The sequence below is a fragment of the Mesorhizobium sp. Mes31 genome, from assembly GCF_024519675.1.
In the GTDB taxonomy this organism is placed as follows: Bacteria; Pseudomonadota; Alphaproteobacteria; order Rhizobiales; family Rhizobiaceae; genus Mesorhizobium.
Genome location: NZ_JALJRL010000012.1, coordinates 12,128 through 35,164, shown reverse-complemented (window position 1 = coordinate 35,164; position 23,037 = coordinate 12,128). Strand labels below are relative to the sequence as shown.

The following is a 23,037-nucleotide window of genomic DNA, read 5'->3' as shown; positions in this document are numbered from 1 at the left end:
GATGCCGGATCAACTGCCCGAGGTCGAACTGGAGGATCGCGGTTCCAAGGGTCGCTACGTCCTGCGCGGGCCCAATGGCGCCGAAGCCGAGATGACCTTCACCAAGATCGGCGAGCACCAGATCATCATCGACCATACCGAAGTGCCGGACGCATTTCGTGGCCAGGGTGCCGGGCTTCGGCTCGTCACCCGCGCCGTCGAGGATGCACGCGCGGCTGGCAAGAAGATCATCCCGCTCTGCCCGTTCGCCAACGCCCAGTTCCGGCGCCACCCGGAATGGGCCGACGTGCTGAAGCAATAGGGATCGGCCGGAATTCGTTCGACAGCAACCAGCACGACAAGCGACTGTCATCCCGCAGGCATGGCTTTGTCATTTGCGCGGCTCGCGCATCTTGCCTAAGTAGGTATGATAGATCGTAGCGCCGACAAACGAACCGAATGATCCCCCATGACCGAATCCGACCTCGTTCCCGTCTTCGACGGCCACAACGATACGTTGCTCAGGCTCTACCAGTCGAAGGACACGGACGCCGAAAAGCTGTTCATTGAGGGGAAATCGGGCGGCCATATCGACCTGCCGCGCGCCAAGGCGGGGGGCTTTGCCGGCGGCATGTTCGCCATCTTTCCGCCACCTGTCGAGAAAGCCAGGCGCAGTGCCGTGCCCCTGGCGCCGAGCGACACCGAGCCGTTGCCGCCCGAGGTTCCGCGCGCCGATGCGCTCAACTCGACGATCGCGATGGCCTCCATCCTGTTCAGGCTGGAACGGGCCGGAGCGCTGACCGTCTGCCGCAGCGCCGGCGATGTGCGCGACGCGATGGCGCAAGGGTCGATCGCGGCGGTGTTCCACATCGAGGGGGTCGAGGCGATCGATCCCGAACTCACCATGCTCGACGTGCTGCATGCCGCCGGCCTGCGCTCGCTCGGCATCGTCTGGAGCCGGCCGAACGCTTTCGGCCACGGCGTGCCGTTCCGCTTTCCGTCCTCGCCCGACACCGGACCCGGCCTGACCGATGCCGGCAAGGCACTGGTCAAGGCCTGCAACCAGCTGAAGATCATGATCGACCTCTCGCATCTCAACGAAAAGGGTTTTCGCGATGTCGCGGCGCTCAGCGATGCACCGCTGGTGGCTACCCATTCGAACGTGCATGCGATCTGCGGCCATTCGCGCAATCTCACCGACTGGCAACTCGGCGCGATCCGCGAGACCGGGGGAATGGTCGGGCTGAACTTCGCCACCGGCTTCCTGCGCGAGGACGGCCGCATGAATGCCGACACCAGCCTCGACATCATGGTGCGCCATGTCGATTCACTGCTGCAAGCGCTGGGTGAAGACGGCGTCGGCCTCGGCTCGGATTTCGACGGCGCCATGATCCCGGCGGTCATCGGCGACGTCGCCGGCCTGCCGAAGCTCATCGACGCATTGGCGGCGCGCGGTTTTGGCCGCGCGTTGATCGAGAAAATCGCCTACCGCAACTGGTTGGGCATGCTGGAAAGAACGATCGGCTAGGGTTCGCCGCTCCGGCTTTGTTCGTCCGGACCGATCGGCGGCCGTCAAGGCAGTCTTTCTACGCACTGCGCTGGTTCGCTGAGTCAATCTCTTGTCAAACCTTGTGGCGCTAAAGCAACACTGGGTTGCATTCCGGTCATTGGCAAGAGGTTACCAGTTCACAATCCCATCAAGCGCGTCTAAGATTTTGCAATTGCTGGGGGTTCTGACGATGAAATCGATTCTTTTCGCAACCGCGGTTTTGTTGGCCGCGAGTGGCAGCGCTTTTGCGGCGGACGCAGTGAGCGAACTTCCCGTCGCATCGACCTACAACTGGTCCGGTGCCTATGTCGGCCTGACAGCGGGCTACGGCTGGGGCGACAGCAAGTTCAATGACGGTGTTGATTCAAATTCATTCGATATCAAAGGCTTCATTGGCGGTATAACGGTTGGCTACAATTACCAGTTTCATCAGAACTGGGTCGCGGGCGTCGAAGCTGACTTGTCCTATTCCGCTATCAAGGGAAGTTTCGGACCCGGCAACCTGGGGCAGCCTGACGGTAGCAGCTGGAACTGCGGCTCCGGTGCTTGTGTCACCAAGGTCGAATGGTTTTCGACGGTGCGGGGCAGGATCGGCTACGCACTCGACAACGTGCTCGTCTATGGCACTGGCGGTCTGGCTTTTGGCCGAGTCAAGTCGGGCATCGATAACTCGTCCAGCTTCCAGGCAAGCAGCACCAACGTAGGATGGTCGGCAGGCGGCGGTGTCGAATACGCGTTCAATCAGAATTGGACGGCCAAGGCAGAGTACCTGCATGTCGATCTGGGATGGACAGGTGTCTCAAACGGCTTCTTCAAGTCGGATGCCAAGTTCGACGCCGTCCGTATCGGTCTGAACTACAAGTTCTGACGCTGAGGGCATCCCCCCCGGGCAACGGTTTCCAGGTCCACTATTCGAAGCCCATGCGCTTCAGCCAGTCCCTGCCGATGCCGCGGTCGCGGATGATCGGCAGCGGATCTTCCGAATCGAGCCGCGCGCAGATGCGATAGACTTCGAGCGCTTCGGCGCTCATCTCGCCGCGCTTGTAGAAGAACATGGCGGCGGCATAGCGCGTGCGGCCAGACCATTTTTCGCCGAGCGGGGTGTTGACCAGCTCCCACTGTTCGGCGGCTTCACCATCTTCTTGCTGCCCATCTTGTTGCTGCCCATCTTGTTGCTGCTTGTCGGCTTCGTCGGCCATGGTCAGAAGTCCGCCGGCGGATTGGCGGTACGGCGGTCGAGCCTGATGAAGGGTCGCGCGACCACCTTGGCCCGCTTCATCAGCTTCTGATATTGCAGCTCGCGCATGGCGTAGATCTCGACCCAGAGGTCCTCGACGATGGTATCACCAGACGGCCGCTCCAGCGAGGCGATGGCGATGTTGCGCTTGGCCATCGGTGACCACATGGCGGCGCTGACCAGACCGACCTCCTGGCTTTTCTTGTAGTAGACGATGGCGTGCTCGGCCGGGATGTTGCCTTCGATCTCCAGCCCGACCAGCACGTGGCGCAGCTTGCGTTTGGCGCGAGCCTCGAGGATGGCGCGACGACCGTTGAAATGGCCTTTTTCCAGATCGATCATGAAACCGAGACCGATTTCGTCGGGCATGCGCAGACGGTCGGCGCGGACGGCGTGCTCGGCGGTGGTGAAATCCGCATTGGCGACGATCAGTCCGGCTTCGAGCCGGGCGCGGTTGAGCGCGGTGTAGCCGATGGCGCGGATGCCGCGTAGTTCGCCCGCAATCATCAGCCGGTCCCACAGGCTCAGCGCCTTGTCGGCCGAAACGAACAGTTCGTAGCCGAGATCGCCGGTGAAGCCGGTACGTGAAATGGTGACGGTGCTACCGTCATGCGGGAAATCGGCGACGTCGAATATCCGGAGCTTCTCGACGCCGGCGAAGCCGGCATCGCGCAGCGCGGCGAAGGATGTCGGCCCTTGCAGGGCAAGGCCGGCGACGGCCTCGGTCTCTTCCTCGATCGTGACATCGAAGCCAATGGCGCTGTCCAGCAGCCACGGCAGATGCCGTTCCTGCGAACACAGCCGGAAGCGTGTCGGAGAAAGCCGGAACAGCGTGCCGTCGTCGAGGACGAAACCTTCGTCGTCGCACCACGCCGTATAGTGGACGCGGCCGGGCTTGAGCTTGGTGACATCGCGCAAGGTGACGCGACCGAGGAAGGCTTCAGCGTCTGGCCCCTCGATCCGGTACTTGGTCATCGGCGAGATGTCGAACAGGGCGGCCTGGCTGCGGATGGCGAAGTATTCGAGTTCCTCATCCCACAGCGAATGCGGCGCGCGGTAGCCGGCCCAATTGTACCAGTCCTGGGTTCTGGCCAGTGCGTCGATGCGCGGCTGGAACGGCGTGCCGAGACGCAGCGTGCGGAAATGGTCCTGCGCATCGATGCGGGCGGAAACGGCTGCTTCGGCTGTCTTTGCAACGGGCTTCTTTTTGGTTGCCTGAGCCATGGCTTACCCCTTCATCGCAATGATGCGCCGAGCGGCGTTGAGGCCAGGTGCACCGGAAACACCCCCACCCGGATGCGAGCCGGCCCCGGCGAGAAACAACCCTTCGATCGGCGTGTCGTAGCCGGACCAGCCGGAGACCGGCCGCGAGATCAGCATCTGGTCGGCCTGCAATTCGCCGTGGTGCCAGTGGCCACCCGGCATGCGATAGCGCGCCTCGATATCTACGGGCGTCAGAAGCTCGGCATGGATCACGTTCTTGCCGATGCCAGGCGCGTAAGACTCAAGCTGAGCCATGATCGCCTCGAGGAATTTCGGCTTGCCGGCGTCCCAGCCTTCTTTCAACGCGTAGGGCGCGTATTGCACAACCGCCGACAACACGCAGGCGCCGCTCGGCGCGAGCGACGGGTCGGCAAGGCTGGGCAGGGTGATCTCCATCACCGGTTCCGGCGAGAACTCCCCATATTTGCATGGGTTGAAGGCGCGCTCGACGTGATCGGGCGAGGGGGCGATGACCAGCCGGCCCCTGTGGCCGGCGGCATCGACGCCGGTGAATTGCGGCGGCCGGTCGAGCGCCAGATTGAGCTTGGCCGCATCGCCCTTCATGCGGATATTCTTCACCTTGCGCATGAACCCTGTGTCGATCTCGCGCGGCCCGACAAGATGGAGGAAGGTGGTCGCCGGGTTGATCGCCGAGACGATGGTCCTGGCGTGCAGCACTTCGCCATTGTCGAGCGTGACGCCGACGGCGCGGTCCTTCTCGACGATGATCTTTGCCACCGGAGCCGATACGCGGATCACCACGCCGGCCTTTTCCGCCGCGGTGCGGATGGCGGCGATCACCGCGCCCATGCCGCCTTGCGGCAGTGCCTGCGCTCCGGCCGTACTGGCGGTCTCGCCGGCCAGGCGATAGTAGAGGCCGAGCAGCGAGGTCGGCGAGCGCGGGCCGAGATGGCTGCCAAGCGTGGCATCAAAGGCGAGCAGGCCCTTCAGCCTGATATCGGCAAGCTGCTCGTCGAGCAGGTCGGCGACGTTCATCAACAGCACGCGCAGGAAATCGCGCATGTCTTCCTTGCCGAGCTTCTTCAGCGCCAGCGCGGTCTGGCCGAGCCCTGCTGTCTCAAGCAGCGACATGCCGGCGAGATCGGGCGGCCGGCGAGACAGGAACGGTTTCAGGATGCCGGCATAGCGCAGCAATTGCGCGCGCAATTCCTTCCAGGCCGATTGCTCGGACGCGCTGGCGCCGGTCAGCACCTCGCCATAGGCGCCATGCAGGACAAGCGGCGGACCGTCCTTCGACAGCGCAACCGACGGCAGGAAGTCAGTGCGGCCGAACCGCAGTCCGTGTTTCTCCAGCTCCAGCGTCTTCACCATTTCGGGGTGCAGCCGGTTCAGCAGATGGGCGACTGAGGAGACGCGAAAGCCAGGCGCGAATTCCTCGGTGCGCGCGGCGCCGCCGACTTCGCCACCGGCTTCCAGCACCAGCACCTTGCGGCCGGCTTTCGCCAGCGTGGCGGCAGTGACGAGACCATTGTGGCCGCCGCCGATGACGATGGCATCAAATGACGTCATGGGCCGGGCTCATATGCGAGGTGGACTTGGCGAGGTCGCGCAGGATCTCGGCGGCGGCATTGCGGCCGGGCGCACCCATGACGCCGCCGCCGGGATGGGTCGAGGAGCCGCACATGTAGAGACCACCGACCGGAGAGCGGTACTGCGCGTAGCCCGGCACCGGGCGATTGAACAGAAGCTGGTCGAAGGTCAGTTCGCCCTGGAAGATGTTGCCTTCGGTAAGGCCGACCTCGGCCTCGATTTCGCGCGGGGTGCGAACCTCCATGTGGACGATGCGGTCGCGGAAACCGGGCGAATAGTCGGCGATCTGTGCGATCACGCTTTCGGCGAAGCCGTCGCGGTCGGTATCGGTCCATTCGCGGCCGTTCACCTTTGGCGGCGCGTATTGCACGAAGCAACTCATGAAGTGCTTGCCAGGCGGCGCCATGGTCGGGTCGAGCGTCGTCGGGATGACCATGTCGAGGAACGGATCGGCCGACCAGCGCCCGGCCTTCCAGTCGTCATAGGCGCGCTCCATGCGCTCCATCGAGTCGGTGAAATGCATGTCGCCGCGATAGACCGGCGAATCCTTCGGCAGCGCCGGGAATTCCGGCAGCGAATCGAGCGCGATGTTGACCTTTCCGGACGAGCCGCGGATCTTGAAGTTCCTGACCCGGCGCAGGAAGATATCGGGCAGTTCCTTCTCCTCGACCAGTTTCAGGAAGGTGCGCTTCACGTCGGCATTGGAGACGACGAGCTTGCCATGGATCTCCTCGCCGCCGGCCAGCACCACGCCCCTGGCCTTGCCCCTGCCGACCAGCACATGGTCGACCTCGGCGCCGGTGCGGATGGTTCCGCCCGACGCCTTGAAGGACGCGGCCAGCGCCTTGGTCACCGCGCCCATGCCGCCGCGCGCATAGCCCCAGGCGCCGACCGAGCCATCGACCTCGCCCATATAGTGGTGCAGCAGCACGTAGGCGGTGCCGGGTGACATCGGCCCGAGCGCGGTGCCGATGATGCCGGATAAAGCGAAGTTCGCCTTGATGACATCGGTCTCGAAATACTCGTCGAGGAATTCCGAGATCGACATGGTCCAGAAGCGCAGCGTCAGCGCCATTTCCTGCGCCGACAGTCCGGCGAATTTCTTGCCGAGATAGAGAAGCTCGCCGAGGTCGCGTGGGCGCAAGCTGGTCGGGTCGGGAGCGGTGCGCATCAAGAGAGGCTGGATGAAGCGGCACTGCCGCGTCACGTCGCGGGCGTAGCGGTCATAGGCTTCGGCATCGCGCTTGGAAAAGCGGGCGAATTCGCGCCGGTGCGCGTCGTGATCGCGGTAGTTGGCGAGGTAGTCGCCGTCGCGCGTGAACACCGCGCCGCCCTCATAGGCGATGACCTGCAGGCCGAAGCGCGGCAATTCAAGGTCGCGCATGATCTCGGGGCGGAACAACGAACAGACATAGGAGCAGTTGGAGTAGAGGAAGCCCGGCGTCAATTCCCTGCTGGTGGCGGCACCGCCGACCCAGTCGTTCTTCTCGACGACCAGCACATCGAGCCCGGCGCGCTGCAGATAGCAGGCGTTGACCAGGCCGTTATGTCCGCCGCCGATGATGATCGCATCCCAAACTTTCATTCTGGCCCGCTCGTCCTGTCCGCAGCCACTTCATTTTTGCGTGATCTACTCCCCGAATGCCCGGATTTTGGCACGGCGTCCGCCATTCTGTCCAGCTGTTCTGAATGAATGTTCAACAAATGATGTTGCGTTTTCCCAGCTATGCGCTACGCTTTGCCGGCATTCGACAATGCGCAATTCGGCGATTGGGGACCGAGGGCCGATGATCGAAACGGCAGATGCCGAGCCGGAGTATGACGACACCGCCATCCGCTTCCTCGAAGCGCTGTGGGGCGATGGTTATCTGTCGCCGGGCGGGCCGGACGAGGTCGACCGGGTGCTCGAAGGGCTTTCGCTCGAGGGCAAGACGATCCTCGATATCGGCTGTGGATCCGGCGGCATCACCCTGCATCTGGTCGAACGCCATGGCGCTGCCCACGTCACCGGCTTCGATGTCGAACAGCCTGTGATCGAGACGGCGAGGCAGCGCGCCGCCGTGCGCGGGCTCGCGGATCGCACCAGTTTCATCCAGGCGGCGCCCGGGCCCCTGCCTTTCGCCGACCACGCCTTCGATGCCGTCTTCTCCAAGGATGCGCTGCTGCACGTGCCTGACAAGGACGCGCTGTTCGCCGAGATCTTCCGCGTGCTGAAGCCGGGCGGCGTTTTCGCTGCCTCCAACTGGATGATCTCGCATGACGGTGAACCATCGCCTGACATGAGGGCCTATGTCGCCGCCGAAGGCCTGTCCTTCGCCATGGCGTCACCGGCACGCTACGCGCAGGCGATGCGCCGCGCCGGCTTTGCCGATGTCACGGTCAGGGATCGCAATCCGTGGTATCGCGACGTCGCGCGCGGCGAGCTGGAAAGGTTGAAGGGACCGCTCTACCCAACGGTCGCGGCCGCGGTTGGCGCGGCCTATGTCGACAAGAACATACGAACCTGGGAAGCCATGCAGAAGGTGCTTGACAGTGGCGAGCACCGTCCCACTCATCTTCGCGGTCGAAAGCCGGTTGGATAGCTGGCGATGCTGGAGACCATCAGACCCATGAAGACAGCAGAGGCCAGGGAAGCCCGCCTCGAACCGGCGCGGAAAAACGAATCCGAAAAGCGTGGCCGCAAGGCCTCGAAGGAGGTCAGGCAGCTTCAGCTCATCGAGGCGACGATCGATTCGCTGGCCAAGCGTGGCTATTCGGAGACGACGATGGCCGATGTCGCCGACGGCGCCGGCCTGTCGCGTGGCATCGTCAACTTTCATTTCGAGAGCAAGGAAAAGCTGCTCATCGCGACCTTGCAGCATATGTACGACGAGTACTCGGCGCATTGGCGCAATGCCCTGCAAAAAGCAGGCGATGATCCCGCCCATCAGCTTCACGCGCTGGTCTCCGCCGATTTCGACCGGTCGATCTGCAACAAGCGCAAGCTGGCCGCCTGGTGCGCCTTCTGGGGCGAGGCCAAGTCGCGGCCGACCTACCAGGCGCTGAGCAGCGCGCGCGATGCCGTCTATCAGACCATCTTCATCGACCTGTGCGCGACGCTCAAGCAGAGCGGCGGCTACGCCTATGAGCCGCAGGTCATGGCGCTGGCGCTCAGCGCCATGCTGGAGGGTTTGTGGCTGCGGTTGATGATGGGGACCGAAGACACCACCCGCGAGACCGCCTTGCAGGCGGCGAACGAATTCCTGTCGGCGGCATTCCCGAGACACTATCCGTCGAAGCCCCCCGGCGCGGCGGAGCCATAAGAAAATCAGAACAAGACAGAGGATGGAACAGCAATGAAGACATTGACTCGACGCCTGACACTGACACTGGCTTTGGCGGGAACGTTGGCGGCCTCGGCCGCCGCACTGGCGATCGCCGCCGACAAGGACCTGATCGTGTTCGACTGGTCCGGTTATGAAGATCCCAGCTTCCATCCGAAATATGTCGAGAAGAACGGCGACTCGCCGACCTTCGCCTTCTTCGGCGACGAGGACGAGGCATTCGAAAAGGTTCGCTCCGGCTTCAAGGCCGATCTTGGCCATCCCTGTTCGCAGAGCGTGGTGAAATGGCGCGAGGCAGGCCTGCTGCAGCCGCTCGACACCTCGAAGATATCAGGCTGGAAAGACCTCAATCCCGGCATCATGGCGATGAAGGATCTCGCCACCACGTCGGACGGCAAGGCGTGGTTCATGCCCTGGGACTGGGGCAACACGCAGCTCACCTACAACTCTTCCAAGATCGACGCCAAGGATGTGCAGTCGCTGAAGGCGTTCGCCGATCCCAAGTTCAAGGGCCGGGTGTCCATCGGCGACAATGTCGACGACGCCTATGCGCTGGCGAGCCTTGCCATCGGCCTCAGGGACTGGACCAAGATGACCGACGACCAGTTCAAGCAGGCGTCCGATTTCCTGCGCCAGGTGCACAAGAACGTGCGCTCCTACTGGACCGATACCACCGACGTCGTGCAGCTTCTGAGCGGCGGCGAGGTCGACCTCGCCTGGGCATGGAATGATGCGACGGTGCAGTCGGTGGCTGCCGGCGTGCCGATCAAGGCCATGAAAGATACCAACGAAGGCATCTCGACCTGGGTCTGCGGCTATGTGCTGTTCAAGGACGCCCCCGGCAACATCGACAAGGCCTATGACTATCTGAACGCCGTCAACGATCCGGAGACCGCCAAGGTGCTGGTCAAGGACTGGGGCTATGGCCAGGCCAACGCCAAGGGCATGGCCGGCGTCGACCAGGCGGTGCTGAAGGAAAAGGGCTATGACGACGTGCAGAAATTCATCGACAAGACGCTGTTCCAGTCGCCGGTGCCTTCCGACCTCAAGCTCAAGATGATCGCCGAATTCGAGAAGATCAAAGCCGGCTATTGAGGCCTGTCCCGTCGGCCCGTTCGCTCACCGACAAGGCGGGCGGACGGGCTCGCCAAGCGAGCGGAATTCTCCTAACCTCTCAGCAACTTTTTTCACGATGGGGGAATTTCGCGCCATGAAGTCAGCTGTACGCTGCCTTGCCCTTGCAGCCGTGTGCACGATCGGCGCCGGCACGGTCTATGCCTTGGCGGAAGGCGGTGGGGATCTCGTGGTGTTCGACTGGTCGGGCTATGAGGATCCGCTGCTGCATCCCGCCTACACCGCCAAATACGGCGCCGAGCCGACCTTCGCTTTCTTCGGCGACGAGGATGAGGCCTTCGAAAAGATGCGGGCAGGGTTCAAGGCCGACATTGCCCACCCCTGTTCGCAAAGCGTGGTCAAATGGCGCGAGGCAGGCATGTTGCAGCCGCTCGACACCGCCCGGATCGCCGGCTGGAAGGACCTCAATCCTGGCATCATGGCGATGAAGGATCTCGCCACCACCGCCGACGGCAAGGCGTGGTTCATGCCGTTCGACTGGGGCAACACCTCGCTGCTCTACCGCACCGACAAGGTCACGGCTGACCAGGCGCAGTCGCTCAGGATCTTCGCCGATCCGAAATTCAAGGGTCGCGTCACCATCGGCGACAATGTCGACGACGCCTACGCACTGGCGAGCCTGGTCATCGGGCTGAAGGACTGGACCAAGATGACGGACGCGCAATTCCAGGAGGCGTCGGCCTTCCTGCGCGATGTGCACAAGAACATCCGCTTCTACTGGACCGATGACACCGACCTCAACCAGGCCTTCATCGGCAATGAGGTCGACCTGGTCTGGGGCTGGAACGAGACATTCGTCACGCTGAAGGGGCAGGGCATGCCGATCGCCATGAACCGCGACACCAAGGAAGGCATTTCGACCTGGGTGTGCGGCTATGCGCTGATGAAGGATGCGCCGGGCAAGCTCGATGAGGCCTATGATTTCCTCAGCGCGGTCAATGCACCTGGGGTGTCGGACTACATGGTCAAGACCTTCGGCTACGGCCACGGCAATGGCGCCGGCATGGCAGCAATCGACCACAAGGTGCTGGTCGACCGTGGCTTCGACAATCTCGACAAGTTCCTTGACAAGACGCTGTTCCAGCAGCCGGTGGCGCCGGAACTCAAGCAGCGGATGGTCGCCGAGTTCGAGAAGATCAAGGCCGGCTATTGACGAGCGAACCGGAAAGAACCGACGTCGTCATCGTCGGTGCCGGCTTCACCGGCCTGTCGGCCGCGCTTGAGCTGAAGGCAGCCGGCATCGATTTCGTCCTGCTCGAAGCGCGCGACCGTGTCGGCGGGCGCGTCGAGGCGACATTGAACGGTCTTGGCGAGCGCGTCGACAGCGGCGGTCAGTTCCTGTGCGAGGATATGCCGGAGTTGATGGCGCTGCTGCAGGCGCGTGGCAAGACGCTGGTCGAGACTTTTGTCGACGGCGAATTCGTCTCCCAGCCAATCCTGTCCGCGAGAGAGGCCGAGCGCACCTATCTCGCCTCGATGGTGATCCGCGACCGCATGAATGCGATCGCACCCGACGATCCGGCCATTGCCGGCCTGAGCGTCGCCGCATGGCTCGATCGTCAGAGCGACCCTGAAGCGGCCAAGGCGGCGTTCCGGTCGATGATCGAAGGCCTGTGGTGCCAGGCACTGGAAAAGATGCCGCTCTGGCACCTTATCGACAATGATCGCCGCATCACCAATGAGGTGTCGGAACTGCAGTATTTCGTGCGCGAAACCATGCATTCGCTTGCCGACGATCTGGCCCACGATGTGGGCGATCGGCTGCGATTGAGCGCTGCGGTCACGGTGATCGAACACGGGCCGGGAAGGGTTCGACTCGCCTCGACGGCTGGCACCATCGAGGCTCGGACGGTGGTGATCGCCGTGCCGCCGGTGATGGCCGCGAAACTGGATTTTTCGCCACCGCTGCCGGTGGCCTTGGCAGGGGCGCTCGGCGTCTGGGAAAGCGGCGCCGTGATCAAGGTGCTGGTGCGTTATCCCGCAGCCTTCTGGCGCGCCAAAGGTCTCAGCGGCATGGTCATGTGGCGCGACCTGCCCGGGCTTTTTGCCTGTGATGTCGGCAAGGACGCTGGCCATGCGGCGCTGGTGATCTTCATCGGCGGGCCGCTCGCCTTGCGCTGGCGCGAACTTGGCGATGCGGCACTGCGCACCCAAGTGGCCGCCAGACTGGTGGAGGCGCTTGGTACCGAAGCTGCCGGCATCCTCGATTTCAGCTATCGCGACTGGACGCATGACCACTGGAGCGGCGGCGCCTATGGCGATCTCATCGTCGATGCGACGGCGACCGACGCCGAGCGCATGCTCCTCGCAGGTGCGCCGCCGGTCCATTTCGCCAGTTCGGAACTGTCGCCATCATTTCCTGGTTACGTCGAAGGCGCCATCGTTGCCGGGCGCATCGCTGCGCGCAAGGTCATGGCGGAGCTTCAGTCCGCCATCGCCACCAGCGCCTCGGGATCATAGGCGAGGCGGATCGAGGTGCCGACCGGAATGTCGTCGGCGCCGAAGTCGTTCGTCTCGGTCACCGACAGCGGCTTTTCCAGTCCCGGTATCTCGACGATCAGATGAGTGATCTCGCCGAAATAGTGGCGTTCGACCACCTTGCCGGCGACCTCGAACTTGGCTGTCGCATTGTCCCACAGCACGCGCAGGCGTTCAGGCCTGATGCCGAGTGTGGCGGCGGCGCCGTTGCGCACAAAGGCCTTCGGCTTGTCGGTCTTGACGCGACCGAAGCCCAGCGTGTCGACGACCAATGAGGCGCCGTTCTCCTCGACGATCTCAGCCTTGACGAAATTCATGCCGCCGAGGAAGTCGGCGACCTGGCGGTTGACCGGCCGCTGGTAGATCTCCTTGGGCGAGGCGACCTGCGCGATCCTGCCGCCGAACATCACGGCGATGCGGTCGGACATGGCCAGCGCCTCATACTGGTCGTGGGTGACGAGGACGAAGGTGATGCCAACCGCCTGCTGCAGGCGGCGCAGTTCGACCTGCATCTGCTCGCGCAGCTTCTTGTCGAGCGCCGACAGCGGTTCGTCGAGCAAGAGCACCTTGGGCCGCATCACCAGCGCGCGGGCGAGCGCGACGCGCTGCCGCTGGCCGCCGGAAAGCTCGGTGGCAAGGCGCTTGCCGAGCCCGGTCAGCGAGACCTGAGCCAGCGCTTCCTCGACACGGCGCTTCTCTTCGCCGCCCTGCAGCCTCAACCGCTTCAGTCCGTAGGCGACGTTCTGCTCGACATTGAGATGCGGGAAGATCGCATAGCTCTGGAACACCATGTTGGTCGGCCGGCGGTTGGCCGGGATGCCTTCCATCGGCTGCCCGCCGACCGAGATTGACCCGCTGGTCGGGTTGTCGAAGCCGGCGATCATCCGCAGCAGCGTGGTCTTGCCGCAGCCGGAGGGGCCGAGCAGGGAGAAGAATTCGCCCTCCTTGATGGTCAGCGAAGCATCATCCAGCGCCTTGAACGCCCCATAGCTGCGGGTGACGTTGCGGATTTCGATCATGGGCCGGTCCGATTGGGCACGCTCGCTCTGCGGCTGCTCAGACATAGAGGCCTCCCTCGCTCTGGGTGCGTCTGGCGGCACGGCGACGCAAGATTTCGGCGATTGTCATCAGCAGGAAAGAGGCAACCAGCAACAGCGTGCCCAGCGCCAGCACGCCTGGCAGTTTCGCCGCGAAGCGCAACTGGCCCCAGATGTAGATCGGCAGCGTCGCTTCGGTGCCGGTCAGGAAGAAGGCGATGATGAACTCGTCGAGCGAAATGGTGAAGCAGACGAGCAGGCTGGAGATGATGGCCGGCGCCACCATCGGCAGCGTCACGCGCCGGAAGGTGCCGAAGGCACTCTCGCCGAGATCGGCGGAGGCTTCTTCCAGGCTGCGGTCGAAGCCTTCGAAGCCGGACGTCAGCACGGTCATCGAATAGGGGATGCAGACCAGCACGTGGCCAAGCACCACGGTGAAGAGTGACAGGCTCAAGCCCAGTTGCAGCATCACCAGCAGCATCGAGATGGCGACGATCACCTCGGGCAGCACCAGCGGCGCCATGATCAGGCCGTTGATGGCGCGGCGGCCGGGGTAGCGGTAGCGGGTGATCGAACGGGCGGCGAGGATGCCGAGCACGGTGGAGAGGATCGCGGCGGACACGCCGACGATCAGGCTGTTCCAGGCGGCGTCGAGCAGGGCCGGGGTGCGCGGCAGGTCCTCGTACCAATGCAAGGTGAAGCCGGTGAGCGGGAATTTCGGCGTCGCCGCCGTGTTGATCGAGAAGATCGGCAGGAAGATCACAGGTAGATAGAGGAAGACCACATAGAGGAACGCGTAGGCCGGCAGCCAGCCGCCGGCCAGGAAGCGCCGCACCGGCGTCATCGCGCCAGCCTCTGCATGGCGCGGATGATCAGCACCGTGGCGCCCGCCATCAGCGTCACGATCACCATGGTGGTGACGGAAAGGGCAGCGCCCAGCGGCCAGTTGGAGGCCTTGCCGAACTGCGCCTGGATGGCATTGGCGATCATGACGCCGTCCTTGCCGCCGACGAGCTTCGGCGTGACATAATCGCCGACGGTCGGGATCATGACGATCAGCGCCGCCGAGATGACGCCCGGCGCCGACAGCGGCAAGGTCACGCGCAGGAACGAACGCAAGGGGCCGTCGCCAAGGTCCTTGGCCGCCTCGACCAGCGTGCGGTCGACCTTTTCCAGCGAAACGAAGATCGGCAGGATGGCGAAGGCCGCCCAGGCATGGGTGAGCGTGATGATGACGGCGCTCGAATTGTAAAGCAGCGCCGTCGACGGCTCGTCGATGATGCCAAGGCCCATCAGGCCGGAATTGAGGACGCCATTGTAACCGAGGATGACCTTCCACGACATCACGCGCAAGAGATAGCTGGTCCAGAACGGGATGGTGATGAGGAACAGCCACAGGCTCTTGTGGCGGCCGCCATGGAAGGAAATGAAATAGGCGATCGGATAGGCCAGCAGGACGGTGAGCAGACTGACCGTCAGCGAGATGTAGAGCGAGCGCCACAACAGATCCCGGTAGATCGGCTCGGTCAGCGCGATGCGGTAGTTCTCCAGTGTGAAGCTGCGGTCGATGGTCAGGTAGTGCTGCGTCCAGAAGGAATGGGCGATGACCACCAGGATCGGCAGGACCAGAAGGATGAGCGCGTAGACAAGGGTCGGGCTGATCAGGGCAAGACCCTGCACGGGTTCGGACTGCAGAAGGGCATTTCGTCTGGCCCGCGTCATGCGCAACGGGGGCGACCCTTCCGCAGCCGCCGTCATTGCAGGGCTCCGGGGGTGATCGCGGTTGCTGGCCTGGACTTTCCCGCCATGCGGCATCCCATCGTGCTGGTGCCGGCTCTCTGTTCCCCTTGCCGGCTTTCTTTGATCATGCGCGCATCCGCGCATTGAAATCAAGCGCTAATTCTGCGATATTGATTGAACGACCATTCAAAATGAAGTGAAGAAAGCCGGCATCTCAGAGCTTGGCGCCGACCTTCGTCTTGATGGAGATTTGTCACTGGGCATGCGAGGCAATGATGGCAGCTGTACGGGATCTGAGAGCGACGGAAACCACCGAGGTCGGCGGTGACGATGCGGTCGAACTGGCCAAGCGCCATCTCATCCAGCCCTGGCCGTTCGCCGGCTCGGTCGGTGCCGAGGCGCGCGCGCTGATCGGCGAAGGCGACGGCATCTACATCACCGACAGCACCGGCAAACGGTTGATCGACGGGCCTGCCGGCATGTGGTGCGTCAATGTCGGCCACCGCCGCGAGGAGCTTGCCAAGGTGATGTACGACCAGGCGATGGCGCTGTCCTACAACACGCCCTGGTACACGATGAACGCGCCGTCGGCCGAACTTGCCATGCGCATAGCCGGCCATGCGCCGGGCGATCTCAGCCACGTCTTCTACACCACCGGCGGCTCCTCGGCCGTCGAGACGGCGCTGCGCTTCATGCAGTTCTACAACAATGTGCGTGGCCGGCCGGAAAAGAAGCTGATCCTGAGCCGGGGCGGCGCCTATCACGGCTCGACCTATCTGTCGGCCTCGCTCAACGGCCGCCCGCGCGACCGCGACTGGATGGACGGCGCCGACGAACTGGTGATCAAGCTGTCTTCGCCGGATCCGTTCCGCCGTCCGAAGGGCATGGCCCTTGCCGCCTTCACCGATTTCCTCGTCGATCAGTTCCGCGATACGGTTGCCCGCGTCGGCGCCAACAGGATCGGCGCTTTCGTTGGCGAGCCGGTGCAGGCATCCGGTGGCGTCGTCGTGCCGCCCGACGGCTATCTCAAGCGCATCCGCGAGATCTGCCGCGACAACGACATCCTCTATGTCTCCGACGAAGTGGTGACGGCTTTTGGCCGGCTAGGCCATGTCTTCGCCTCGGGCGACGCGTTCGGCATCGATCCGGACATGATCACCTTCGCCAAGGGCGTTACCTCGGGTTACTTCCCGCTCGGCGGCGTCATCATCTCGGAGCGTCTGCTGGAGGAACTGCGGCGTTCGAACCATCCGGACGCGATGTTCGGCCATGGCCTGACCTACACCAGTCATCCCATCGGCTGCGCCGTGGCGCTGAAGAACCTCGATCTGCTGGAGGAGGGTGTGCTTGCCCACACGCGAGAGGTCGCGCCCTATTTCCAGGCGCAACTGAAGACCTTGGAAGAGCTGCCGCTGGTCGGCGAGGTGCGGGGCATGGGGCTGATGGGCTGCGTCGAATGCGTTGCGGACCGCGAAAGCAAGGATCCGCTGCAGCTCGACAAGGATGTCGGCAAGCGCATCGACGCGCATTGCCATGAACTCGGCCTGTTGGTGCGGCCGCTGATCAACATGTGCGTGATGTCGCCGCCGCTGATCATTTCGCGAGAGCAGATCGACGACATGGTCGGCATCTTGCGCGAAGGCATTTCGCGCACGATGGACGATCTCAGGAAAGAAGGGGTGTGGCGGGGATGACGGACGGCCTCCCCCCGCGTGGGGGAGATCGCCAGCTTTCCCTTCGTGACTACGACCGCGACCTGAGCGCGTCGTTCAAATTCCACATGTCCTTCTCCTCGGGCGCGGTCTCCAGCCCGAGCACCGGCAGCATCTTGCGCAGGTGGTCGTGGTGGGTGCGCACGCCGTATTCGAGATCCGAGAGGTAGAAGCCCTCGAAGGCCTCGGACAGCATGGATTCGTTCGACCACACCGAGAGCTGCACGTCTTCCGACATCGTATCGCGGTCGATGCGGAAGGAGAGGTAGCGGGCGGCGGCCTGCTCGCGGCTCTCGTCGCGGTAGCGGTAGATGGCGCCGCGCAGCAGCGTCTCACCCGTCGACAGCGGAAACTCCTGATAGAACTGCACCGATTCCGGCATCACCGAGATAACCGCATTGGGGAAGATGCCGTAATAGACCCAGGCCTTCTTCAGATAGTCCGGCAGATGCGCCGGCTCCGGCGCGATCTTGACATAGTTCCTGACGCTCCAGCGGCGGCCGGCATGTGGGTTGTAGGTGGCGAAGGAGCGCGACACGCCATTGATGAAGGGTTCGTCGAAATAGGTGGCGCCGTAGAGGTCCTGCAAGGCGGGGTGCGCCATGGCGACATGGTAGCCTTCATTGTCGACGTCGCGCACCGACTTCCAGTTGACCGGGGTCTTCTGGGTCCAGATACCCCAGGAAGGCACCATGTCGGCGGCCTTGTAATGCGCGAATTCGGGCTCGATCGGCTTCATCAGTTCGGCGACCGACGGCTGTGGGCCACCGTTGCGGAAGCGGATGAAGATGAAGCCCATCCAGACTTCGAGGTCGAGCGGCATCAGGCCGAACTCGGTCTTGTCGAGATCGGGGAAGGAGCGCGGGCGCGCGGCACCGCGCAGCGTGCCGTCGAGATTGTAGACCCAGCCATGGAAAGGGCAGACCAGCGCATTCTTGCAATTGCCCTGGCTGTCTGCGACGACGCGGCTGCCGCGATGGCGGCACATATTGTTGAAGCCGCGCACCACGCCATCCTTGCCGCGCACGATCAATGCCCGCTCCCCAACCACGTCCATGGTCAGATAGTCGCCGGCATTCGGCAGGTCGGAGACGTGGCCGACGATCTGCCAGTGATTGCGGAAGACATGCTCCTTCTCGAGTTCGAGAAGGGCGTCGGAGTGATAACTCCAGCCCGGCAGGCCTCGCCTGTCCCAATCATTGGGGATCGCCACGTCACGGAGGTGCGGGTTCATGGGTGGGTCTTCTTTTTATTGAATGACTATTCAATAAAATCATATTTTTCATTGAAATGCAATGGCTTGTGGAAATACGTAGCTCGCCTGAGCTCTCATTGGGCCCACCCTGAAACCGGCGCGGCCGAGGAAAACCCCGGGAATTCCGAGCCTTAACATGAGTTGTGGAGCGAGCTTTCTGCGTCGGGATCAACGCTCGATGTGGGAAAAATCTCGCCCGTTTCCCGCAAAAAAAATGTGCTTCGCTGGCAGGAGTGTGAGGTCGCTCATAGTTCGACTGGCTGAGTTTGGGCTTTGCTACCTGAGATCGATAGCTCAGCAACATCTTGATCGCGCACATGAAACAGCTTCGCAAACGAACCAATGCATCGGAAAATGACCGATTTTGCCCGGATATGCCCGTATTCATTGTTTCGGAACTGTTACACGGGCATCCCTTACGTATCATTCGCCCGTTACCAAGTGCGGTTAAATTCGTTTTATAGAAAAAAGAAAATTGACGAAGGGAACGACGATGCATGCGAAAGTCCAGATCGCCAGCGCCGAGCGCCGCTTCCAGGCTCCAGAGCGCGCTGACCGCCGCCCGAAACTGGCACTGCGCCAGCGCGCCAGCGACCACCCCATGGCGATGTTCATGGCGCTGGCTGCTTGCGCCTTCGCCGGCATGGCGTTCACCCCGACGGTCGGGCCAGCCTTCGCTTCCTTGAATCCGCCAGCCAACATCGTCGAAGGCGCATCGACAACGACGAAGACCGCGCGCCTGCCGGTGCCGGCGATCGATTTCGCCTGCAAGGGGCAGTCCTGGGGCGCCGAGAGCGTGGATTGCCTGCGCGCCATCGCCGAGCAGTCCGGCACGCACAAGGCCCGCGCCATCCGCATGATCGCCAACGCCGCGCCGCTGACCAACACGCCGAATATTTTCTGATTTTTGTCGAAGCATGATCCCGAAATTCGGTTCCCACTTCGGGGACCATGCTCTGACCTCCCCGAGCGCTTCCTCCAGCGCTCCCTTCGGCTCCCGCCGCATGTCGGCCGGGAGCCTTTTTTCTATCCCGTGGATGTCGCCTGTTCGGCAATGGCGGACAGCACGCTGCGCACATCCAGCGTGCTGAACGGCTTTTCCAGGATCTGCGGCCGCTGCTGCGCCGGCAGGGCCTCGATTTCGGCTTTCGCGCCGATCAGGTCGCCGGTGACCAGCACGAAACGCCGGGCCAATCCAGGCCTTTCGGCAAGCAGCTCCCGATAGATTGCAATGCCGCTGGTGCCGGGCATGCGCAGGTCCGAAAAGACGATGTCCGGCGGCATATGGCCGTCCAGGGTGGCTGCCCCCGATTCCCAGACGGGCGCGATCCGCGACTTGATGCCCATCAATTCGAGAATGTCGGAAAGCGAGCCGGCGACATCCGGCTCGTCATCGATGATCAAGGCATGGCGCAAGCCGCTCGAGCGCGGCTGGTTCTCGCCGGCAATGACGATGCCAGCCGAAATGGCCGGCAGCTGGACGACGAAACGCGCCCCTCTCGGCAGTACTTCCTCGAACCAGACATTGCCATTGTGCCGCTCGATGATCGATTTCGAGATCGACAGGCCGATGCCGGTGCCAACGCCGACCGGCTTGGTGGTGAAATAGGATTCGAAGATGCGGTTGCGGATCGCTTCCGGCACGCCAGGGCCATTGTCCTCGACCGAGAAGCCGGGTTTGCCCAGCTCGCTGCGGAAGGTCCGCACCTTGATCAGCCGGTCGCCGGCTACGCCGGCCAGCGCATGCTGGCTGTTGATGAGGAAATTGGCCGCCACCTGTGTCACATGATCGGCGTCGGCCATCGCCAGCAGCGGACCGGCAGCGAAATCGGTGTCGATAATGATCCCGCTCGATCGCGCGCCATAGGCGGTCACCTCGAGTGCCGCGCGGATTACCTGGTTGAGATCGGTCTCGGCGTGCGCCGCAGGATGCAGGCGGACCATCGACAGGAAGCTCTTGACGATGCGGCCGCAGCGCTCCGCGGCGGCACGCACTTTCTCGGCGCGGACCTTGGTCTGCGGATCCGAGGCGAATTCGTGCAGCAGCGTCGATTGCGCCACCACCACGGCCAGCGGGTTGTTGAGCTCGTGCGAGACGCCGGCCAGCAGCGAGCCCATCGCCGCCATCTTCTCGTTCTGATGCAGCTTTTCGCGCTGCCGGTTGATCTCCTCCTCGGCGCGCAGCCTGTCGCGCAGGTCGCGGATCGAGCCGAAGATTAGGCGACGGTCGGCGACGCGCATCTCGGTCGCCGTCAGCTCGATCGGAAACACCTCGCCGGCGGCATTCTGCGTCACGGTCTCGAGTCGCTGGCCGACCATCGGCGCGCCGCGGCCCGACATATAGTCGGCGCCCGACGAATAGCCCTTGCGGTAGTATTCCGGCACGACGGTATCGAGCAGGTCCTTGCCGAGGATGTCGCTGCGCTGGAAGCCGAACATCTTTTCGGCGGCCGGGTTGAATTCGATGATCGATCCGGCCTCGTCAATGACGATGATGGCGTCGAGCGAGGCCTGCAGCATGGTGCGGCGGATGACCTCGCTGGCATGGGCGTCGGAGGGCGAGCGTTCGATGGCGTCGCCGATGGCGAGCGCGATGATGTGCAGCGTCGCCTCTTCCTCGTCGGTCCACTCTCGCTCGTCGACGCAATCGTTGACGGCCAGAGTGCCCCAGAGATGGCCATGCGCGAAGACGGAAACCGACAGGAACGACTTGATGTTCTGCTTTTCGAAATCGGTTCTCAGGAAGCCTTCGAGATTGCGCGTGTGCCCGGAGAAGATCTTGCCTTGCCGTTCGTCCTCGGCCAGTCGCTCCAGCAGCGGGTCCGAATTGACGATCGATTGCATGATGACGGTGGGCGACGCCAGTTCGCCGCCGAAATCGGGGTCGATCCAGTAGGCGGCGACCGACTGGGCGAAACCCTGGCCGGGCAGCTCGCGCAAGCGGAACAGGATGCCGCGCTGGCATTCCATGGCGCGGCACAGCGTTTCGAGGATGCCCTCCATCTCGCGCTGCCAGTCGCCGGCCTCGCGAAGCCGTCGTACGACACGCACGGCCGCCATCGCCGCGCCCTGCCGGGCGCCGTGCATGTCCGTGCGTGCTGCGTCAGCGGTCATGGTCAGCAGTCATGGTCAGCCGTCATCGAGATCCACATTAGCAAACTTTGGAATTTGGTGGGTCCGGATTTGAAAATTCCCGGCGCAGGGACCCGCCAAGGTCGCCTGAACGCCAAACCTTCTCACCCAGCCGTTGCGCGGCTCAGTTGCCGTCGCCGGCCGGCAACGAGAAGATATAGCCTTCACCGCGCACCGTGCGCAGGAATTTCGGGTTGGCCGGGTCGGTCTCGATCTTCTTCCTCAGGCGCATGATGCGAATGTCGACCGCGCGCGATGATTCAGGGTCCTCGGTGAAGCCGATCGCCTCGGAGATCGCAGCACGCGTCAGCAGCCGGTTGGCGCGCGTCAGGAAAACCTCCAGCACGTCGAATTCGCTCTTGGCCATGTCGATTACCGCCCCGTTGGCGCCGGTGACCAGCCTGCCGTCGAGATCGGCCTGGAAGGGACCGAAAGAAACGGAACGGCGGTCCGTCCTGGCCTTCTTGTCCTGGAGCTCCGCCGGCTGCGGGACGCGGCGCAGCACACTGCGGACTCTCGCCAGCACCTCGCGCAATTCGTATGGCTTGACGATGTAGTCGTCGGCGCCGAGTTCCAGCCCGACGATGCGGTCGAGCGCGGTGCCGGCGGCGGTCGCGTAGATGATGCCGATCGGCAGCCGCGAGCGCAGCCAGCGGCCGAGCGAGAGCCCGTCCTCGCCCGGCATGGCGATGTCGAGAATGGCAAGGTGGAACGACTGCGTTTCGAGCAGGGTCCGCGCCGCGGCAGCGCTTTCAGCGGTGGCCGTGTCAAAGCCGGCGGCGCCGAGATACTCGGCGACCGCGTCCCTCAGATCGGGCTCGTCCTCGACGATGACAATTCTTGCCCGCACGATGCTCTCGCTCCCACTTTCAGTGGAAAGTAGATTGGGTATAAACATGATGTCCAGCACTCATATCTGGTTGCCAGGGAACGGTTGGAAAACATGGCCGCACGATCCGTCATCGCGCTTGTTTCCGTTGCCGAAGTGGTCGCGACCGAACTCGCCGACCATCTCGAGCGGCGTGGCCACGATGTGCGGCAGGCGCGGCAGCCGTGGGAAGCCGAATCGCTGCTCTCGGGGAAAGGCATCGAGGTCGTCGTCGTTGGCGACAGCCTCAGCCAGGCGGAAGGGCGTGATCTGCTGCGGCGCCATGGCGGCGAGGACGGGCCGGATTTCATCCTGATCTGCCGGCCGGCCGATCTTGTCGACAAGGTGCTGGCGCTCGAGTTGGGTGCGGCCGATGTCGTCGAAAGCCCGCTCAATGTCAGGGAGCTTGCCGCCCGTGTCGGCGGCCTGCTTGCGCGGCGCGGCAGGCCCGCCCAGGAGTTGATTGTGCTGGAAAATGCGACCGTCGATCTGAGGTCGGCCATGGTCATGCATCGCTCCGGCACGGAGGAGCAGCTTTCGCCGGGTCAGGTGGCGCTGCTCAGGCTGTTCCTGGCCAGTCCGCGCAAGGTGCTGACGCGTGACGACATCATCGCCGCGGCGCCAGCCGAAAACGCCGACGCCTTCGACCGCTCGATCGATTCGCGCATCGTGCGGCTGCGCCGCAAGCTCGATACCGAGACCATCATCACCATACGCGGCGCCGGTTACCGGTTCGATCCGCCGCGGCAATTCGACGACTGACCGCCGGGCGCTCGCGC

Annotated in this window: 21 protein-coding genes; 11 read left to right on the top strand and 10 right to left on the bottom strand. The window is 63.5% G+C overall.

All coding sequences use genetic code 11. The features are described from left to right. Position 1 precedes the first annotated feature (1 nt). The 3 genes from NR193_RS20525 to NR193_RS20515 all read left to right on the top strand — a co-directional run bounded on the left by NR193_RS20525 (position 2) and on the right by NR193_RS20515 (position 2,396). On the top strand, positions 2–301 hold the full coding sequence (locus NR193_RS20525; RefSeq protein ID WP_256752599.1) for a GNAT family N-acetyltransferase: 300 nt from the start codon (positions 2–4) through the stop codon (positions 299–301). A 147-nt stretch (positions 302–448) separates the two neighbouring features. Then, positions 449–1,507, top strand: a complete 1,059-nt coding sequence (locus NR193_RS20520) for a dipeptidase (RefSeq protein WP_256752598.1) — start codon at positions 449–451, stop codon at positions 1,505–1,507. A 211-nt stretch (positions 1,508–1,718) separates the two neighbouring features. Further along, the gene (locus NR193_RS20515) at positions 1,719–2,396 is read left to right on the top strand and encodes an outer membrane protein (protein WP_256752597.1); all 678 of its coding nucleotides are present in this window, start codon (positions 1,719–1,721) and stop codon (positions 2,394–2,396) included. A 40-nt stretch (positions 2,397–2,436) separates the two neighbouring features. On the opposite strand, the gene NR193_RS20510 is transcribed toward NR193_RS20515, so the two are convergent. From NR193_RS20510 to NR193_RS20495, 4 genes are read right to left on the bottom strand one after another with little or no spacing between them, the layout of a single operon-like run. Continuing rightward, positions 2,437–2,727: a hypothetical protein gene (locus NR193_RS20510; RefSeq protein WP_256752596.1), complete on the bottom strand. Its 291-nt coding sequence runs from the start codon at positions 2,725–2,727 to the stop codon at positions 2,437–2,439. Between the two features lie 2 nt (positions 2,728–2,729). After that, positions 2,730–3,989 carry an aminomethyltransferase family protein gene (locus NR193_RS20505; RefSeq protein WP_256752595.1) on the bottom strand — a complete coding sequence of 420 codons (1,260 nt, stop codon included), beginning with the start codon at positions 3,987–3,989 and terminating at the stop codon, positions 2,730–2,732. 3 nt (positions 3,990–3,992) lie between these two features. Next, positions 3,993–5,558, bottom strand: a complete 1,566-nt coding sequence (locus tag NR193_RS20500) for an NAD(P)/FAD-dependent oxidoreductase (protein WP_256752594.1) — start codon at positions 5,556–5,558, stop codon at positions 3,993–3,995. After that, complete coding sequence (locus tag NR193_RS20495; RefSeq protein WP_256752593.1) at positions 5,545–7,164, bottom strand: NAD(P)/FAD-dependent oxidoreductase; 1,620 nt, start codon at positions 7,162–7,164, stop codon at positions 5,545–5,547. The genes NR193_RS20500 and NR193_RS20495 overlap by 14 nt, the downstream gene beginning before the upstream one ends. Before the next feature lie 202 nt (positions 7,165–7,366). On the opposite strand from NR193_RS20495, the gene NR193_RS20490 reads away from it, so the two are divergent. The 5 genes from NR193_RS20490 to NR193_RS20470 all read left to right on the top strand — a co-directional run bounded on the left by NR193_RS20490 (position 7,367) and on the right by NR193_RS20470 (position 12,496). Next, the gene (locus tag NR193_RS20490; protein WP_256752592.1) at positions 7,367–8,161 is read left to right on the top strand and encodes a class I SAM-dependent methyltransferase; all 795 of its coding nucleotides are present in this window, start codon (positions 7,367–7,369) and stop codon (positions 8,159–8,161) included. 6 nt (positions 8,162–8,167) lie between these two features. Next, a complete protein-coding gene (betI, locus tag NR193_RS20485) occupies positions 8,168–8,881 on the top strand; it encodes a transcriptional regulator BetI (RefSeq protein ID WP_375162722.1) in 714 nt (237 codons plus the stop codon). Between the two features lie 33 nt (positions 8,882–8,914). Then, entirely contained in the window at positions 8,915–9,997 is a 1,083-nt protein-coding gene (locus NR193_RS20480) for an ABC transporter substrate-binding protein (RefSeq protein ID WP_256752590.1), read from the top strand. Between the two features lie 115 nt (positions 9,998–10,112). Then, on the top strand, positions 10,113–11,189 hold the full coding sequence (locus tag NR193_RS20475) for an extracellular solute-binding protein (protein ID WP_256752589.1): 1,077 nt from the start codon (positions 10,113–10,115) through the stop codon (positions 11,187–11,189). Continuing rightward, the gene (locus NR193_RS20470; protein WP_256752588.1) at positions 11,186–12,496 is read left to right on the top strand and encodes a flavin monoamine oxidase family protein; all 1,311 of its coding nucleotides are present in this window, start codon (positions 11,186–11,188) and stop codon (positions 12,494–12,496) included. Before NR193_RS20475 ends, NR193_RS20470 begins: the two co-directional genes overlap by 4 nt. Here NR193_RS20470 and NR193_RS20465 read toward each other — a convergent pair. From NR193_RS20465 to NR193_RS20455, 3 genes are read right to left on the bottom strand one after another with little or no spacing between them, the layout of a single operon-like run. Next, entirely contained in the window at positions 12,460–13,533 is a 1,074-nt protein-coding gene (locus NR193_RS20465) for an ABC transporter ATP-binding protein (RefSeq protein ID WP_256752766.1), read from the bottom strand. The two genes, NR193_RS20470 and NR193_RS20465, sit on opposite strands and share 37 nt — an antisense overlap. 37 nt (positions 13,534–13,570) lie before the next feature. Continuing rightward, positions 13,571–14,395, bottom strand: a complete 825-nt coding sequence (locus tag NR193_RS20460) for an ABC transporter permease (protein WP_256752587.1) — start codon at positions 14,393–14,395, stop codon at positions 13,571–13,573. Then, the gene (locus NR193_RS20455; RefSeq protein ID WP_256752586.1) at positions 14,392–15,309 is read right to left on the bottom strand and encodes an ABC transporter permease; all 918 of its coding nucleotides are present in this window, start codon (positions 15,307–15,309) and stop codon (positions 14,392–14,394) included. Before NR193_RS20455 ends, NR193_RS20460 begins: the two co-directional genes overlap by 4 nt. A 257-nt stretch (positions 15,310–15,566) precedes the next feature. On the opposite strand from NR193_RS20455, the gene NR193_RS20450 reads away from it, so the two are divergent. Further along, a complete protein-coding gene (locus NR193_RS20450; RefSeq protein WP_256752585.1) occupies positions 15,567–16,985 on the top strand; it encodes an aminotransferase in 1,419 nt (472 codons plus the stop codon). A 49-nt stretch (positions 16,986–17,034) separates the two neighbouring features. Here the strand turns inward: NR193_RS20450 and NR193_RS20445 are convergent, their stop codons facing one another. Further along, a complete protein-coding gene (locus tag NR193_RS20445; protein ID WP_256752584.1) occupies positions 17,035–18,237 on the bottom strand; it encodes an aromatic ring-hydroxylating dioxygenase subunit alpha in 1,203 nt (400 codons plus the stop codon). 514 nt (positions 18,238–18,751) lie between these two features. On the opposite strand from NR193_RS20445, the gene NR193_RS20440 reads away from it, so the two are divergent. Next, positions 18,752–19,162: a hypothetical protein gene (locus NR193_RS20440; RefSeq protein WP_256752583.1), complete on the top strand. Its 411-nt coding sequence runs from the start codon at positions 18,752–18,754 to the stop codon at positions 19,160–19,162. A 122-nt stretch (positions 19,163–19,284) separates the two neighbouring features. On the opposite strand, the gene NR193_RS20435 is transcribed toward NR193_RS20440, so the two are convergent. Continuing rightward, positions 19,285–21,372, bottom strand: a complete 2,088-nt coding sequence (locus tag NR193_RS20435; protein WP_256752582.1) for a PAS domain S-box protein — start codon at positions 21,370–21,372, stop codon at positions 19,285–19,287. Positions 21,373–21,514: 142 nt separating this feature from the next. Beyond that, positions 21,515–22,288, bottom strand: coding sequence for a response regulator (locus tag NR193_RS20430; RefSeq protein ID WP_256752581.1), 774 nt, complete (start codon positions 22,286–22,288; stop codon positions 21,515–21,517). A 45-nt stretch (positions 22,289–22,333) separates the two neighbouring features. On the opposite strand from NR193_RS20430, the gene NR193_RS20425 reads away from it, so the two are divergent. After that, on the top strand, positions 22,334–23,020 hold the full coding sequence (locus NR193_RS20425) for a response regulator transcription factor (protein WP_091578545.1): 687 nt from the start codon (positions 22,334–22,336) through the stop codon (positions 23,018–23,020). Positions 23,021–23,037 lie beyond the last annotated feature (17 nt).